This is a genomic window from Haloprofundus marisrubri, from assembly GCF_001469955.1.
In the GTDB taxonomy this organism is placed as follows: Archaea; Halobacteriota; Halobacteria; order Halobacteriales; family Haloferacaceae; genus Haloprofundus; species Haloprofundus marisrubri.
On sequence record NZ_LOPU01000029.1, the window covers coordinates 695,899 to 712,025 of the forward strand.

Sequence of the window (16,127 nt, forward strand, 5' to 3'; positions counted from 1 at the left end):
GCGTAGGGGCCACATACTAAACCCCGTCTCGGCCGACGAGTCGCGTATCGAATGCCCCGAAACGTCGTCGTCCTCTGTCTCGACACCGTCCGCAAGGACTTCTTCGACCGCTTCGCGCCGCGTCTGCAGGAACGCGCCGACGTAACCTTCGAGCAGTGCCGCGCCGCCAGCGGCTGGTCGGTGCCGAGTCACGCGAGCATGCTCACCGGCGAACTTCCTTCTGAACACGGTGCGACCGCTTTCTCGCCGCGTCTCGACGCGCTCGAAACTGAAGACACGTTCGTGGGCGACCTGTCCGAACATCGCTCGCTCGGCATCAGCACCAACGTCTACGCCGGTTCCGCGTACGGCTTCGACGCGCACTTCGACGACTTCCTCGACGTGACCCGTGACCGCCGCCGACCCGAAGGTCTCGACGTCGCGGAGTTCATCGCCGACCACGACGAACCCGGCATCGACCGGTATCTCGATATCGTTCGCGCGGCGCTCGACCACGACAAACCCGCTGCGAGTCTGTACAACGCCATCGCCCTTCAACTCGACAGCGCGACCCGAAACCGTCTTCCGACGCCGTTCGACGACGGCGCGAAGACGGTTCGACGCGAACTGCGCTCACGTCTCGCCGGCCGCGACGACCCCACCGTCGCCTTCTGCAACCTGATGGAGGGCCACGAACCGCACCGCGACACGCTCGGCTACGACCGAACCATCGCCGGAACACCGCTCGGCTGGTCGACGCAGGGACTGAAACCGTGGCACGTCGTCGGCGACGTAGACGACGAAACCGAGACGAAACTACAGCGCTACCGCGGACTGTACGCCGCGAGCGTCGACTACCTCGACCAGCAGGTGGCGGCGCTCGTCGACGACCTGCTCGCGTTGGACCGCGAGACGACTGTCGTGATTACCGCCGACCACGGCGAGAATCTTGGAACCGCCGCCGACGGTGGTCTCCTCGGTCACGTCGGCAGTCTCTCGGAGGGCGTCCTCCACGTCCCGCTGCTCCTCGTCAACCCGCCCGAAGGCTACGACGACGTGGAGTCCGAACTCGTCTCACATCTCTCGCTTCGCCGCCTGATTCGCGGTCTAGGACGGGATGAGACGCCCGACGTGACGACCGACGTCGCACCCGCGGAACTGCTCGGGTTGACGCCGGGCAACGACCCGCTCGTCGACATCGATTCCGACAGATTCGACCGGTCGATTCGCTGTGCATATCGGGAGAAGGAGAAGTACGAGTGGGACAACAACGGTAGTGTCGTCCACTACGACTTAGTCGCCGAACGACCGGGATGGCAACGGGAGGTGGAGTCGGAGACCGAATCCGAACCGCCCACGTGGGCGACGGACCCGTTCGACGAGTCGGTGTCGACAGCGCGTGAACGGGCGAAAGCGGCCGCGAGTGACGACGGCCCGACCGGAAGCGTCGAGCGTCGGCTCCGGGATTTGGGATACGTCTAAACTCTCTGCGCGGCGAACGGTCGCGCGCTAAAGCCCGTCTTTTCTCCGGAGAATGCGACGCATAACTAACCCCGAATAGTCAGATTTCGTGAGCGTATGCGAGAGAAGATTCTCAACAACTGGGTAAAGCAGGCACCAGCGCCGCCGAACATCCAGTATCTCCGGGACGCCGAGCGCTACTCGGCGTGGGACCAACTGGGCTCGCAAGGCCGCGTGCTCGACATCGCCTCCGAATCCAACGTCACGGCCGGTCTCGACGCCGACCACGTCACGCGTCTCGACTTCGCGCCGGAAGCTATCGAGTACGCCGCCGAACTTCTGGGCGACGACGTCGACGAGTACGAGTCGACCGACCCCGAACACCCCGAACTCCCGTTTCCCGACGACCACTTCGACGCCGCCGTCTCCATCGGCCCGTACGACTGGAAGTTCTTGGACGTCGACGCACTCACTCGTGAAGTCCACCGCGTGCTGAAACCCGACGCTCGGTTCGTCTTTTCGGTGCCGACACCCCGTTCGCCGTACTGGAACCGCGGGCGCAACAAGTACCGCTACTTCGAACCTGACGAAGCGCTGTCGCACATGTCGCCGGACTTCCGCCTCGGCGACGTCGACCTCGTGTTCCAGTACCCGTACTACCCGCACCGCGCCATCAACCTCCTCGACGAGGAGTATCAGGAGTACTTCGTCGACGCCGCGTGGTGGGCCACCGACAAACTCACCGAACACGGCCTGTGGGACCGCGCGGCGTATCTCGTTCTCGGCGCGGAGAAACTCGACTACGACGGCTTCCTCGACGGCGGCCTCGACGCCCTCTTTCGGTCGACCGACGAGAACGGCTTCTGGGACGAAGAGGAGGAGAAGTTCGTCCGTGCGCTCGACTACGAACTCGGCGACGACGGCCCGACGTGGAGCGTCGACGACAGCATCCAGTGGCGCTACGCACCGTTCGCACTTCTGGGGTCGATGCAGTGGCGCTCTTCCTCGCTTGCAAGCGACGAGTACGACGACCAACTTCGCCAAGAACTGGAGTACTTCACCGCCCGCGTCGGCGAAGACGACACGCTCGCGGAGATGCCGAGTTACGGCATCGGTCCACTCACCGCCGCCTTCGCGCTCGCCGCGGAGACGTTCGACGACCCGAACTACGGCCGCACGGCCCGACATCTGTTCGACCACGCCGTCGACCGCTTCGACTTCACCGACGCCGAGGACAGTTTGCTCGCCTACGGCTGGTCGTATCTCTACGAGTACGAGCCGACCGACGACGTGCGCGACGCGCTCGAAGACGCGCTCTGGTCGATGAACGAACGGCTGACGATGCGCCACACGTTCCGCTTCGAGAACGTGACGACGCGTCGCCACCAGAACCAGATGTACACCGTCTGGGGTCTCGCCCGCGCCATCGAGGTGCTGGAGATGCCCGGCTACCTCGACACGCTCGAAGAAGTGCTGGATTTCGCCGTCGACGAACGAATGCGCGAGGACGGCGCGTTCATCTGGGAGGACGTCTCCTGGCGTAGACGCCGCAAAGCCGACGTGCTCGCCAAAGTCGGCTTCCGACCCGCCCACTGGAAGTTCCTCTACGAGTGCCACCAGACGTTCTTCGTCAACGCCGTCTCACACTACTACGACGCCGGCGGGCGCAAGGATTACGACCGTGACGTCGCTCGCGCGATGGCGTGGATATACGGCGAGAACGACCTCGGAACGAACCTCGTCGACGAGAGCGGCCTCGGCGTTCCGATGCGATTCCTGACGACGAGCGGCCGGATGGACGTCGACGACCAGATGTTCAAAGGCGCGTACGAGGTCGGTTCCTACGTGATGGCGCTGACGAACCTGCTCTCGGAACCGTTCCGACCGGAGGGGAGAACTGACCCGCAGACCTCCCGACGCAAGACGATGGTGCAGCGATGAGCGTCTGCGTCGTCGGCCTCGGCTACGTCGGCTTGCCCACGGCGTTGCTGTTCGCCCAGCATCACGAGGTCGTCGGCGTCGACATCGACGAATCTCGCGTCGACGCACTCAATCAGGGCACACTTCCCTTCGAGGAACCAGGCCTCCCGGAGCTGTTCGAAGAGGTGCGAGAAAACTTCAGCGCGGCGGTCGCACCCACTGAAGACGCCGACGTGTACGTCATCGTCACGCCGACGCCGCTGGACCAGACCGTTGACGTGGCCGACCTCACGGCGGTTCGCGCCGCCGCCGAAGCCATCGGCGACGTTCTTTCACCGGATGACCTCGTCGTGCTCGAATCGACCGTGCCGCCGGGAACGACAGAACGTCTCGTGGTGCCGTCGCTCGAACTCGGCGGCCTCTCCCGCGAGCAGTTCGACGTGGCTCACTGTCCGGAGCGAGCGATTCCCGGCCGAACGCTCGACGAAGTCGTCGGCAACGACCGGGTCGTCGGCGGCCTCGACGTTGACGCTGCCCTTCGCGCCCGTGAACTCTACGCCGATGTCGTGGAAGGAACGATTCGAACCACCGACGCGACGACGGCGGAGTTCGTCAAACTGATGGAGAACACCCACCGCGACGTCAACATCGCGCTGGCCAACGAGTTCGCCAAAATCGCCGAGGAGATAGGTGTCAACGTTCACGACGCCATTCCGCTGGCGAACGAACACCCGCGCGTCGACGTGCTCTCGCCGGGACCGGGCGTCGGCGGGCACTGCATCACTATCGACCCACGGTTCCTCGCGCAGCGAACCGACAGCGACCGACTCATCTCGGTCGCCCGCGACGTGAACGACTCGATGGCCGCGCACGTGCTCGGTCTCGTGACGGACCGCCTCCGCGGCGACCACCACGCGACGATTACGGTGCTCGGCGCGGCGTACAAAGCCGACGTGGGCGACACCCGCGAGACGCCCGCGCTTCCGTTCGTCAAGTTGGCCGAGAACGCCGGCTACGAAGTCCGCGTCCACGACCCGCACGTCTCGGAGTTCGCCGTAGAGCCCACAGAACTCGACGCCGCGGTACTCGAAAGCGACTGTCTCGTCGTCCTCACCGGCCACGAGGCGTTCGCCGACGTCGACCCCGAACGGATGGCCGAGTTGATGGACGGCCGCGACGTCGTCGACGCGAGAGCGACGCTCGACCGTGAATCTTGGGAGAGCGCTGGCTTCGACGTTCGAGTGCTCGGCGACGGCCGATAACGCCCGAAAAGCCACGCATCCCGCGGCTTTTAGTGGTACTCACGTGACACTGCGAGCGTGCAGAAAGACCTCCCGCTCGCCGCCCTCTGTGGAGTTGTCGTCGGAGTTGGAACCTACGCACTGCTTGTCACCGACTGGTTCGTTGCAGGAGCAGTGACGGCCGTGTACGCCGGAGCGACGTACTTTTATCTCGCGTTCGACGTCTCACTTCTCGGTCGTGCAGTACGGTTCGACGAGACCGAAGATAGAGTCGGCTACGCGGTCGGTCTGTTCGGACTGAGCGTCAGTCCGCTGGCGCTCGCAAACCAGTACGGCGGAGACGGAACGTCGACGCTCCCGCTCGTGGTGTTGTTCGTCGGGACAATCGCGTTTCTGCTCCTCGCTTCGCAGGCACAGCGACAGGGCGAACACACTTCCTGACGCCTGAGGGGAGCGAATCTTCGGGCGAATTTGACGACGCTACTCGCAGAGCCGTTCGTACATCCGACAGAGTCGTTCTCCATCGCGCTCCCAGTTGTACGTCGTCTCGACGGCCCGCCGCCCGTTTTCGCCGAGTCGGCGACACGCCTCCGGATTCCGAGCCAGTTCCGAAAGCACCACCCCCAACGACGCGCCGTCACCTGCAGCGAACGTCCGGCCCGCGTCCGTTTTCGAGACGATTCGGGCCAAGGGTGCCACGTCGCTCGTGACGACGGGTGTGCCGGTCGCCATGTACTGAAACAGTTTGTGCGGCACCGTCGTCTCGGTGTGCGGCGTCGACGCGTGCGGGACGAGACAGACGTCGCTGGCGGCGACGACACCCGGCACGCGCTCGAAGTCGACCCACCCCGTGAACGTCACTCGGTCGTCGACACCGTATTTTCGAGCCAGCGCCCGCAGGCGCTCCTCGTAGGGACCGCCGCCGGAACCGACCAAGAGGAGATGAACGTTCGTCGATTCGTCCATCGCAGCGACGGCTTCGACCGTCGCGTCCAATCCTCTGTGTGCGCCGAACCCGCCGACGTAGGTGACGACGAACGCGTCGTCCGGCAGGTCGGCGACGATTTTGGAGTCGGCTTCCGCGTCGGCGAACGCGGCGCGTTCGACGGTGTTTCCGACGACGGTGACGTGTTTAGCTATCGCCCCGCAGTCGACGAGATAATGCTCTCTGGCTTCCTCGACGACGGTCACGACGTGGTCGGCGCGGGTGACGCAGCGTTTCTCCAACCGCTTGAGGCGGCGAATCGGCCGGCAGAGTCGACCGACGAGCAACCCCGGACGCTTGAGCGTGTCGACCGTCGAGTACGGTCGTCGCCACTGGCGGACCGCCTCCGGAAAGTTCTCGTGGAGGTCGGCGACGACCCGCACACCGTGTCGGCGTCGGGCGACGAACGCCGTCCGAACCAACGGCAGGTCGTGGACGTGAAGCGCGTCGACGTCCGACTCGTCGAGCAGTTCGTCGAGTGTGCGAACCCAGCGCGGGCGTATCACGGTCAGCAAGTTACAGGCCACGTCGCCGGCACGGACGAGCGTCGACACCGGGCCGCCGTCGCTGCCGACGCGGACGATGTCGATTCCAGCGACGGTTTCGCGCGCAGGTTGGCCGTCCCGACCGCTGCAGAGCAACGTCACTCGGTGGCCGCCCGCTAAGAGCGCCTCGGCCTCCTTTCTGACGCGAATATCGTCCGGGTAGGTGTCGGCGAGAAGCATACAGACGTGGAGGCTGGCGTCTCGCTCGTCGGTTGCGTGGTTTCGTTCGACATCCGATTCCGGGCGCTCTGTCGACGCTGCCGGTCGGCCTTCGGTCTCCACGCTCATCGGTTCGGGACCGCTGGCTCCTCGCTCGGTTCTTTATCTGCCCGTTCGTCGACCCACTCACGGACGTGTGAGACGATTCGTTCTCCCGACCGACCGTCGCCGTAGAGGTCCGGGTGGCCGGTCATCGACTGTCGTTTTTCGTCGTCCGAGAGCAGTGTTTCGAGACGGGCTTGCAACGCCGCGGGCGTCACCAGTTCGTTGACGCCGGCGTCGACCGTCTCGGGTCGCTCGGTGTTCGGGCGAACGGTCAGACACGGCACTTCGAGCACCGACGACTCCTCTTGGACGCCGCCGGAGTCGGTGACGACGACGCGGGCGTTCGACAGCAGGTCGAGGAAGTCGAGGTAGTCGAGCGGTTCGACGACGCGAAGCGACCCGGACGGGTCGTAATCGAGGTCGTCAATCGCCGCCGCAGTCCGCGGATGCGCCGGGAAAACCACGGGGTCGGTCTGGTCGTCGAGGGCACGCAGAATTTCGCGGAGGCGTTCCGGGTCGTCGGCGTTTCGCGGCCGGTGAATAGTCGCCACACCGTACGACTCCTCGCGGAGGTCGAACCGGTCGCGAACGGTCGACTGCTCGGCGGCGATGGTCGAATGTTCGAGACAGGCGTCGACGACGGTGTTGCCGGTGACGAACACGTCGGCGGCGACGGACTCCGAGCGGAGTCGCGCCGCGGCGTCCTCAGTCGGTGCGAACGCGAGGTCCGTGACGTGGTCGGCGACGACGCGGTTCGTCTCCTCGGGCATCGAGCGGTCGAAACTCCGCAGGCCCGCTTCGACGTGCGCGAACGCGGACGGTCGTTTGCTCGCCGCCAGCGCCGCCGAAAGGACGGCGTTCGTATCACCCTGTGCGACGACGACGTCCGGAGCGTGCCGCTCCAGCAGTTCGTCGACGGCGACGAGGGCGCTCGCGGTCTGTTCGGCGTGGCTACCGCTGCCGATTTCGAGGTTCTCGTCGGGCGCGTCCAGCCCCAACACCTCGAAGAAGCGCTCGCTCAACGACGCGTCGTAGTGTTGGTTCGTGTGGACGAGCGTTACGTCGACGGCGTCGTCGGCCGCTGCCGCCCGCAGCACCGGCGCGACTTTCACTAACTCCGGTCGCGTGCCGACGACGACGAGTATCTCCACTGGGAAACGCTGCCCCGAAGAACCGGACATACTCGTCTCTCTCTTCGCCGATACTACACTCTTACGTGACTGTTCAGTTCCTGAGAATTGGCCGAACAGTAATGCGCGTGCCTGTAGAACACTCCGAGCAATGCGAACAGTCAGCGCGCTGATACCGACGTACGAACGGGCCGACTACGTCGGCGGGGCGATAGAGACGGTCCTCGGCCAGACCCACGAGGCGATGGAAGCCGTCGTGGTCAACGACGGGTCGACGGACGACACTCGGGACGTGCTCTCGGCGTACGAAGACGACGACCGGGTGACGGTCCTTCACAACGAGACGAACCGCGGCATCGCGTACAGTTTCAACCGTGCGGCAGCGAACGCCAGCGGCGAGTACCTCTGTATCCTCGGCGACGACGACAGATGGCATCCCGAGAAAATCGAACGCCAACTGGACGTGTTCGACTCGCTCTCCGACGAGTACGGTGTCGTCTACACCGGCGGCGTGATGACCAACGGTGACAGCGTCACCCGACGATACCGACCCGGCCGTCGTGGCCGAATCTACCCCGAGGTTCTCGTCACCTTCGGCCTCCACCCGCATTCGAGCCACATGATTCGCCGCGACTGCTTCGAGGCTATCGACGGGTTCGACGAGTCGTTCCCTCGCGGCGTCGACTGGGAGATGAACGTCCGTCTCGCCAAGCGGTACAAGTTCGAGTACATCGACGAACCGCTGGTCCGCCGGCAGATGCACGAGACGAACGTCTCGAACGAACCCGAGCAGTCGACGGTCACCGAGATGATGTGGGAGAAGTTCGGCGACGAGATGCGCGAGCGACCCGAGATTGCCCGCCGGTTCAAAGCGACGATGAGCGGCAGTCAGGCGTACACCGAACTGAAGTGGGGCAACCACCGCGACGCCGTCAAACACAGTTTCGACGCCCTCCGTCTCGCACCGAGTGCGTCGCGCGGCCTGAAGTTCCTCCTGTCGCTCACCGGCCCACGCGGGTTCGAGGCGGCGGCGACGGCGCGACAGACGGTGGCGAGACGAAACGCCGAGCAAATCGAAGACGAGTGGTGGATTTCGGCGTCGACGTCGGGGTCCACCGAAGACGACAAACCCGACTACGCTCGGGTCGAGAGTCGTCAGTAACGAGACTGTTCACTCCGTGTCGACGACGCCCGTCGCTGACTGTTCGACGATTCGTCGGCACGTCGACGGTGTAGCACGGTTCGACGATTTTCCGCGAATCTTCCACTGGGGGTTTCGAGCGACCGGCCGATAGCCGGTTGTTGCTTCCGTTCTCCGAGTACAGCAATTATCCGAGTAGGCCCCATCTACTCCACCAAATTCTGTCGAATTTGACTGTCTTCTCTACAGATACGTATCGAGGAGTCGTCGGTGTCGGTACGTAGGCCGTAACGAAGGGGGTCCCACGGTATCTCGAACTAATGTCTCCGCGTACCCGCGTACGGGTTAGTCGGTATCGCCTCGGTGGTGGTCGTGGTCTCCGTTGAGCGTGATGGTGCTGCCTTGTTCGCCGGACGGATTACGGTTCGTCTCGTTGGCTTTCTGAGCGTCATCTACTTCGCGCGAGAACTCGGAGCGGCGGCGCTGGGTATCTACTTCACGTTTCGCTCGGTCGTCTCGGTTCTCACACTCCTGTCGTATCTCGGCCTCCCGGATGCGACGGTCAAACGAGTCAGCCAAGAAGACGACGACGACGCCAGAGCGCCGTATCTCACGGCGGCACTGCTCGTCGCTGGCGGCGTGTTCACCCTCGTTACCGGCGTCGTCGTTCTCTTTGGCGACCAACTGGTGAGTTACATCGAACTCCAGGCGGCGGTGCCGCTCATCGTCCTCTTCGTCGCCCTCGGCACGTCCCGGGGCATCCTCTTCGGCGCGCTCCGCGGTGAGGACCAGATTTCGGTTACCGCCGGCTTGGAGACGCTCGGCACGCTCTCGCGCGTCGCGCTCTCGGTCGCGTTTCTTCAGTGGGGATACGGCGTCATCGGCCTCGTCTACGGCGGAGCCGTCTCGATGCTTCTGACGACGGCACTCGCGTTCTACTTCGTCGACGCCGGCTTTGCGATTCCGACGCTGGCGTCGGTCCGACGGCTCGTGGATTTCGCTCGCTACACCATCGGCATGAACATCAGCCACCTGACGTACACGTGGGCAGATACGATGGTGCTCGCGTTCTTCGTCTCGAAAGCCTCCGTCGGCATCTACGAGACGTCGTGGCGACTCACCGGTATCTCGCTCATCGGCGCGCAGGCTATCGGTCTCACGCTGATACCGGCGGTGACGCGGTGGCACGAGAAGGGTGACATCGCCGGCATCGAACGAACGTTCGCCAAAGGCGTCGGCTACGCGATTGCGTTGGTGTTGCCGGCAGTCATCGGCGTCGCCGTTCTCGGCGAGGAACTGCTGTCGGTGTTGTACGGCTTCGAAACCGGCGCGACGGTGCTTCTAGTGCTCATGGTCGGGCAACTGGCACAGGCGATAAAGTACGTCACCGAGAACGTGTTGGTCGGCATCGACCGCCCGAAGGCCGTCTTCCGAACGAACGTACTGTCGGTGCTCGCAAACGTCGGTCTCAATCTGCTACTGGTCCCTGCCATCGGGATGTACGGGGCGGCGGTTGCAACGCTGACGACGGCATCTATCGCCGTCGCAGCGCAACTGTTCTACCTCCGTCAAGACCTCTCTTTGACCGCTGAGTGGCGCTGGGTGTCGTGGCAAGTCGTCGTTGCGCTGACGATGGGTGTCACCGTCTACGCACTCGAACAGTGGCATCACATCCCACAGAACACTGTTAGCGGCGTCGTCGCACTCGTCGCTGCTGGTGCGGTTATCTACGGCTGTGGAATGCTGGCACAACGCGACATCAGGACGAGAGTGCTGGCAGTGCTTCCGTAGCGGGAGTTACAAACGGACGGCCCGCTTCGGTTCGACTATGCGCCTCTCGACGCTGACCGACCGTCTCGACGACACGCTCCGAACCGACGCGTACGCCGACATCGACGCGAGCGCGAACGGCCTCCAAGTCGGCCCCGAGGACGCGGAGATAACTCGGGCGGCCGTCGCCGTCGACGCCGCCGTCGCGACCGTCGACGCCGCCATCGAGGCCGATGCCGACCTCCTGCTGACGCACCACGGCCTCTCGTGGGGCGGCATCGAGCGCGTGACGGGCAAACAGTTCCGACGAATCGCACCGCTCGTCGACAACGACATCGCGCTGTACGTCTCACACCTGCCGCTCGATGGCCATCAGGAACTCGGGAACGCCGCTGGTGTCGCCGACGTACTCGGCCTCGTCGACAGAGAACCGTTCGGCGAACTCGGACCCGAACATATCGGCCAGCGTGGCCGGACGAGCGACCCGCTCGACGCGACCGACGTTTCGACAGCGCTCGACGCTGCGCTGGATACCGGGAGCCGCGGCGTACAGGCTCTCGAATTTGGCCCCGACGACATCGAAGAGATCGCTATCGTCACCGGTAGCGGCGTCGACTGGTTGGACGAAGCCGTCGACGCAGGTGTCGACGCGCTCGTGACGGGCGAAGGCAAGCAGAAAGCGTACCACGAGGCGCGTGAGGCGGGCATCCACGTCTTCTTGGCCGGCCACTACGCGACGGAGACGTTCGGCGTACAAGCGTTGGCGAAGCAACTCGCCGACTGGGGTGTCGAGACGACGTTCGTCGACCACCCGACCGGTCTCTGAGCGCACAGACTACCGATTACCGGCTTCTGTCGAGCCTGTGAGGTAGCGAACAGACGACAGAGTTGCGCACGCGGCCGGGTCGTCGTACACCCGCACTGCCCGGACCGCGACAACGGGTCAGGTCACGCGCCGGGGTGGCCACGTTACCGCCGATAAACGTTCGTGCGCATCGACTCGGCGCTGCGTTAGATAGGGGACTCCACGCTGTGTCAGTCGTACGTCGACGTGAGGTGCGACAGTATCTCGTCGACGAACGGCTCGTCGTAGGTCCAAAAGCCCCGGAACGCGCCGTCTTCGATTTCCTCGGCGACGAGTCCACAGGCGGCTTCCGTGTACGTGCTTCCGTCGAAGACGACGAACCACGTCCGCCCGATTTCGGCCGCGGATTCGACGTGGTACGTGACACCGTCTATTTGCGGTTCCGTATTGTCGGCGAGGTACACGTGGATATCCAACTCCGTCTCGGCGAGTCGACGGTACACCGAGCGTTGCTTTTCGAGCGGCTCGGTCGACTGAAACCCACATCTGAGCGTCCCGTGTCCGGTTCGCCACGCCCGTTCTTCGATTTCTCTGGATACGCCGACCATCTGTCGTCTGTCGAAGGAGGCGAACACCGCGTTGTCGAGAATCTCGAACAGCGGCCGGTAACTCGTCTCGGCGTCGTTCTCCCACGGCCGACGAATCGGCGGCGTCAGAAGGTGTCCGAGTTCGTCTATCCCCAGCGCACCCGAGAACCCTTCGTCGTCGCGGATGACGACGAACCCGGGTGGGCCGTCGTCCGGGAGCGTTCGTCGTTCGATGGAGACGTTTCTCGTCTCGAACTGTTGTAACGGGACCGTCGCGTCCTCGGGCGCGTAGACGATAATCTGTTTGCGCCGGTCGGCCACATCTGCAATAAACTGGTCGAGTGTCATCGATGCCTCCGTTTCGGAACGCGGAGTCGACAGTGTCGGCTGTGGACTCGCTTACGACTCCTCGCCGGCGTTCGTTCCGTCGGGTCCGGACTCGTCGGCCCCTGCACTCTTGTCGGTCTCAGTATCCCCGTCGTTCGTTCCGCTCTGGGCGTCGCTGCCGCGGTCGCCTCCCGTTTTCCCCGAACTCTCGGCGTCTCCAAACCTGTTTTCCCCCTCGTGTCGGCGCGCGTACACCACGAGGTCGTACAACGCCGCCGGAACCGTTTCGAGCGACAGTTCGTCTCGGTCGCGGTCGTACGTCACGTAGCCGGCCGCTTCGAGTTTCGGAACGTGGGTGTGGTGAAGCACGAGCCACACTTTCTCTCGTTCGTCCGCTGTGACAGCGTGCCAGTCAGCCGAATGTGTCCACCCGGCGACGACGTCGGCGAGTTCCTCGAGCGACAACTGCTCGAACTGCAAGAGCGCATAGAGCGTGAACCGCCGGTATCTGTCCGCGAGCACCGCGAACATCTCGTCGTCGACAGCCGTCGCTTCCGAGACGAGTGCGCTGTCGACGCCGACGTGTTCCTCGTTGACTCTTCCCACAGTCGTGGCTAAACGAAGCGTGTGTAAGTGCTTTTCGTACGGACGAACGGAGATTCCGGTCCGGTGACCGACGGCGGCCGGTGTCACCCCGCCTCGGTCAACCGTGGCCAACTGCCAGAGCGGTCGGCGTGGCACTCGGACGGACCGCGTGGTTGAAATCGCCCCCCGACACACCAACTGGTATGAGCGACGACGGTCACGACCACGACGGGACGGACGGCGGCGAGAGCCACGATGAAGCGGGCGACGACCACGAGTACCACCCGCCGCGCCGCGACGAGTTCGACCACGACCCGGTCGGCCACACCGACGTCCGCGGCGGCATGACCGTCTCGGAACTCGTCGACGAGTACGGCAAGGCGGGCATCGGCGCGGCGGCAGTCCACGAGGCCGTCGACGTGTACGCCGAGATGCTTGCGGACGACGACTGCACGGTCTTTCTCTCGCTCGCGGGCGCGATGGTGCCGACGGGAATGCGGAAAGTCGTCTCAGACCTCATCCGCGACGGCCACGTCGACGCGCTGGTGACGACCGGCGCGAACCTCACCCACGACGCCATCGAAGCCATCGGCGGCAAACACCACCACGGGGCCGAACACGCGGAAGGCAAGACGGCGCGCGAACACGACGAGACGCTGCGCGACGAAGAAGTCGACCGCATCTACAACGTCTACCTCCCGCAGGAACATTTCGCGCTGTTCGAGTCGCACCTCCGCGCCGAAGTGTTCCCGCCGCTCGAAGAGGAGGGAAGCGTGGGCATCGAACGCCTCTGCCGGGAACTCGGCCGCGCGAACAGCGAAGTAAACGAACGCGAAGATATCGAGGAGGACGCCGGTGTCGCCGCCGCAGCGTACGAGTCCGACGTACCAATCTACTGTCCCGCAGTGCAGGACTCCGTGTTCGGCCTACAGGCGTGGATGTACTCACAGACCTCGGAGTTCACCCTCGACGCGCTCTCGGACATGACGCCGCTGACGGACCTCGCGTACCACGCCGACAAGGCGGGTTGTCTGCTCGTCGGCGGCGGCGTCCCGAAAAACTTCACGCTGCAGACGATGCTCGTCACGCCCGGCGCGTACGACTACGCGGTCCAGATTACGATGGACCCCGCCTCGACGGGCGGCCTCTCGGGGGCGACGCTCGACGAAGCGCGGTCGTGGGGCAAGTTGACGAAGGAGGCCCGAAACGTCACCGTGCAGGGCGACGCGACGGTGTACCTGCCGCTCTTGGTCGCGGCAGCGAGAGAACGAATCGAGAACTGAACCGGTCGCAGCGGTCACCTCTCGTCACGTTACGGCAGAAACGACGACGAGACGGTCGTACAGTCGTGATACCCTTCTTGGTCGTACAACTTCGTGTGCCCGCCGGTGACGTACAGACGGCCGTCGATGACGCCGTCGACACAGCCGACCCGGGGGGTGTCTCCGTCGGGAAGTGACGTGTCGAACTCGTCGGCGACGGGGTCGTAGCGGTGACAGAACGACCGGAACGAATCGATAGAGAGCGACTCGCCGTTTTCTCGGAATAGCCCGTGTGTGAGGTACAGTTCGTTGTCGATGACCGGGTCGTTCGTCGTCGTGTAGTGGCCCGGAACCGGCGTCGGTGCGGCCTCCTCCCACTCGTCGGAAACGGGGTCGTAGCGGAAGTTCGAGTCGGTCGACCCGGCGGTACTTTTGACGCCGCCGAGGGCGTGAATCTTCGTTCGGCCGTCGACGACGACGCGGGCGACACAGGGCCAGCGCTTCGCTTCCGGTATCTGTGCGAGGCTGTCGTCGACGACTTCCTCGGCTTCCGGGTCGAACGCCCACAGTCGATGCTCGTCGAACGACCAGTGGAGCGTGCCGCCGGTGCCGTGGTTCGTCGCGGTGTCCGACTCCGTGTCGCCGGTGCCGCCGCCGACGCAGTAGATGTATCCGCTCTCGGGGTCGTAGACGCCGCCCATCGCCCACGTCGTGTACGGGCAGCGAACGCCGGACTCGGCGGTGAGGTTGCGCCAGCCGTCGCCGGGGTCGTAAACGAAGATGTCGTCAGTCGGCACGTTGTCGCCCTCCGCAGGCGTGAGGACGCCGCCGAAACTGAACACTCGGTCGCCGGTGCTGACCCCGCAGGGGCCCCACACCGCTTTCGGCATATCCTCGACGCGCGTCCACGTTCCATCGCCGCTGTTCGGGTCGAAGAGGAACGTCCGCTTTCGCGCGTTCAGTTCGACGCCGGAGTCGAATCCACCGAAGTACAGTAGTTCCCCGTCGACGACGCCGCCGCCGGCGTCGCTCTGTTCGACCGGCATCGAACTCTCGGTGCGCCACTGTGGACCCGTCTGGGTGGGAGTCTCTGTCGGTTCGGGAGTCTCTGTCGGTGTTTCAGTGGGTGTTTCGGTTGGTTCCGGCGTCTCTGTCGGTGTTTCAGTAGGTGTTTCGGTTGGTTCCGGCGTCTCGGTCGGCGTCTCTGTGGGTTCTGGCGTCTCTGTCGGAGTCTCAGTAGGCTCTGGTGTCTGCGTGGGCGTCTCGGGTGGTGTCTCAGTGGGGGTAGATGTCGTTGGAGTTTCAGTAGGAGTAGGCGTCTGCGTCGGCGTCTCTACAGGTGTCGACGTCTGCGTCGGTGTTTCGGTAGACGTCTCGGTCGTAACCGGTGTTTGCGCCGGCGTTTCTATCGGCGTCGACGTCGGGTCCGAGCTTTCGGTGGCCGACTCCGTCGTCGGTTCGCTCGTCGTCTCGGGTGGCGATGTCGTTGCAGTCGGTGACTGTTCCGTCTCGGTTACCGAGTCGCCGCCGGAACCGCCCGGAGGAAGTCCTCCGGGCGGTGACCCATCTGAACTTGAGGCACCGCCGTTCGGCGAGTCGTCCGCCTCACCGCCGTTCGTCGCTCCGGTGTTGGACGTGCCGCCGGAACCACCACTGTCGCTCGACGTATCGGACTGACCGGAGGTTTCGGTTTCGTCGCGGTCGTCCGTTCCACCAGTGTTCGTCGACTCTGCGGTCTCGGTCGGCGTCGCCGTCGCTGTCGTCGTCTCGAACAGGCCGGAACTCGTCGCCACCGTCGACGGCGGCGGTTCGGTTCCCGTCGTCCCCGGTTGAGCTCCCGTCTCCGTCGCCAACGTCTCGACGACGGTGTCCGCTTCGACTTCGTCGGTCGTGTCGCTGAGCGCCGCTGTGCCGAGACCGATACCCACGGTACCGGCCGCAAGAAGCGCTAACACACCACGACGGGACCGACTCTCGGCGGAGCGCTCGTCGCTCGCGGGAGACTCCGCTCGCTCGCCACCTCGGTCACCGTTCTCTCTCACACCTGACGGTTCGATTTCAAGAACGATATGAGTTTGTGCGACTCTCAACTGTCGCAACGAGCGAAAAATCGAACGTCGGTGGG

General features: G+C 64.5%; 13 protein-coding genes. 8 read left to right on the forward strand and 5 right to left on the reverse strand.

From position 1 onward, the window contains the following. The first annotated feature begins 51 nt into the window (after positions 1 to 51). The 4 genes from AUR64_RS14010 to AUR64_RS14025 all read left to right on the forward strand — a co-directional run bounded on the left by AUR64_RS14010 (position 52) and on the right by AUR64_RS14025 (position 5,042). On the forward strand, positions 52 to 1,461 hold the full coding sequence (locus AUR64_RS14010; RefSeq protein WP_058582555.1) for a sulfatase-like hydrolase/transferase: 1,410 nt from the start codon (positions 52 to 54) through the stop codon (positions 1,459 to 1,461). Between the two features lie 96 nt (positions 1,462 to 1,557). Continuing rightward, positions 1,558 to 3,381: a class I SAM-dependent methyltransferase gene (locus AUR64_RS14015; protein WP_058582556.1), complete on the forward strand. Its 1,824-nt coding sequence runs from the start codon at positions 1,558 to 1,560 to the stop codon at positions 3,379 to 3,381. Then, the gene (locus tag AUR64_RS14020) at positions 3,378 to 4,622 is read left to right on the forward strand and encodes a nucleotide sugar dehydrogenase (protein ID WP_058582557.1); all 1,245 of its coding nucleotides are present in this window, start codon (positions 3,378 to 3,380) and stop codon (positions 4,620 to 4,622) included. The genes AUR64_RS14015 and AUR64_RS14020 overlap by 4 nt, the downstream gene beginning before the upstream one ends. Before the next feature lie 57 nt (positions 4,623 to 4,679). Further along, positions 4,680 to 5,042, forward strand: a complete 363-nt coding sequence (locus tag AUR64_RS14025) for a hypothetical protein (protein WP_058582558.1) — start codon at positions 4,680 to 4,682, stop codon at positions 5,040 to 5,042. 39 nt (positions 5,043 to 5,081) lie between these two features. On the opposite strand, the gene AUR64_RS14030 is transcribed toward AUR64_RS14025, so the two are convergent. Together AUR64_RS14030 and wecB are read right to left on the reverse strand one after the other, a co-directional pair. Then, complete coding sequence (locus AUR64_RS14030; RefSeq protein WP_082230791.1) at positions 5,082 to 6,419, reverse strand: glycosyltransferase family 4 protein; 1,338 nt, start codon at positions 6,417 to 6,419, stop codon at positions 5,082 to 5,084. Then, a complete protein-coding gene (wecB, locus tag AUR64_RS14035) occupies positions 6,416 to 7,576 on the reverse strand; it encodes a non-hydrolyzing UDP-N-acetylglucosamine 2-epimerase (RefSeq protein WP_082230792.1) in 1,161 nt (386 codons plus the stop codon). Before wecB ends, AUR64_RS14030 begins: the two co-directional genes overlap by 4 nt. A gap of 100 nt (positions 7,577 to 7,676) precedes the next feature. On the opposite strand from wecB, the gene AUR64_RS14040 reads away from it, so the two are divergent. The 3 genes from AUR64_RS14040 to AUR64_RS14050 all read left to right on the forward strand — a co-directional run bounded on the left by AUR64_RS14040 (position 7,677) and on the right by AUR64_RS14050 (position 11,262). Next, positions 7,677 to 8,687, forward strand: a complete 1,011-nt coding sequence (locus AUR64_RS14040) for a glycosyltransferase family 2 protein (RefSeq protein WP_058582560.1) — start codon at positions 7,677 to 7,679, stop codon at positions 8,685 to 8,687. A gap of 351 nt (positions 8,688 to 9,038) precedes the next feature. Next, complete coding sequence (locus tag AUR64_RS14045; RefSeq protein WP_162265544.1) at positions 9,039 to 10,457, forward strand: flippase; 1,419 nt, start codon at positions 9,039 to 9,041, stop codon at positions 10,455 to 10,457. A gap of 37 nt (positions 10,458 to 10,494) precedes the next feature. Further along, on the forward strand, positions 10,495 to 11,262 hold the full coding sequence (locus tag AUR64_RS14050) for a Nif3-like dinuclear metal center hexameric protein (protein WP_058582562.1): 768 nt from the start codon (positions 10,495 to 10,497) through the stop codon (positions 11,260 to 11,262). A gap of 209 nt (positions 11,263 to 11,471) precedes the next feature. On the opposite strand, the gene AUR64_RS14055 is transcribed toward AUR64_RS14050, so the two are convergent. Continuing rightward, complete coding sequence (locus AUR64_RS14055) at positions 11,472 to 12,176, reverse strand: DICT sensory domain-containing protein (protein WP_058582563.1); 705 nt, start codon at positions 12,174 to 12,176, stop codon at positions 11,472 to 11,474. A 51-nt stretch (positions 12,177 to 12,227) separates the two neighbouring features. Continuing rightward, the gene (locus AUR64_RS14060; RefSeq protein WP_058582564.1) at positions 12,228 to 12,761 is read right to left on the reverse strand and encodes a DUF7344 domain-containing protein; all 534 of its coding nucleotides are present in this window, start codon (positions 12,759 to 12,761) and stop codon (positions 12,228 to 12,230) included. Between the two features lie 182 nt (positions 12,762 to 12,943). On the opposite strand from AUR64_RS14060, the gene AUR64_RS14065 reads away from it, so the two are divergent. Then, positions 12,944 to 14,023 (forward strand): deoxyhypusine synthase, encoded by a 1,080-nt coding sequence (locus AUR64_RS14065; RefSeq protein WP_058582565.1) that lies wholly within the window; start codon positions 12,944 to 12,946, stop codon positions 14,021 to 14,023. 29 nt (positions 14,024 to 14,052) lie between these two features. Here the strand turns inward: AUR64_RS14065 and AUR64_RS21055 are convergent, their stop codons facing one another. Then, positions 14,053 to 16,044, reverse strand: a complete 1,992-nt coding sequence (locus AUR64_RS21055) for a hypothetical protein (RefSeq protein WP_205628406.1) — start codon at positions 16,042 to 16,044, stop codon at positions 14,053 to 14,055. Positions 16,045 to 16,127 lie beyond the last annotated feature (83 nt).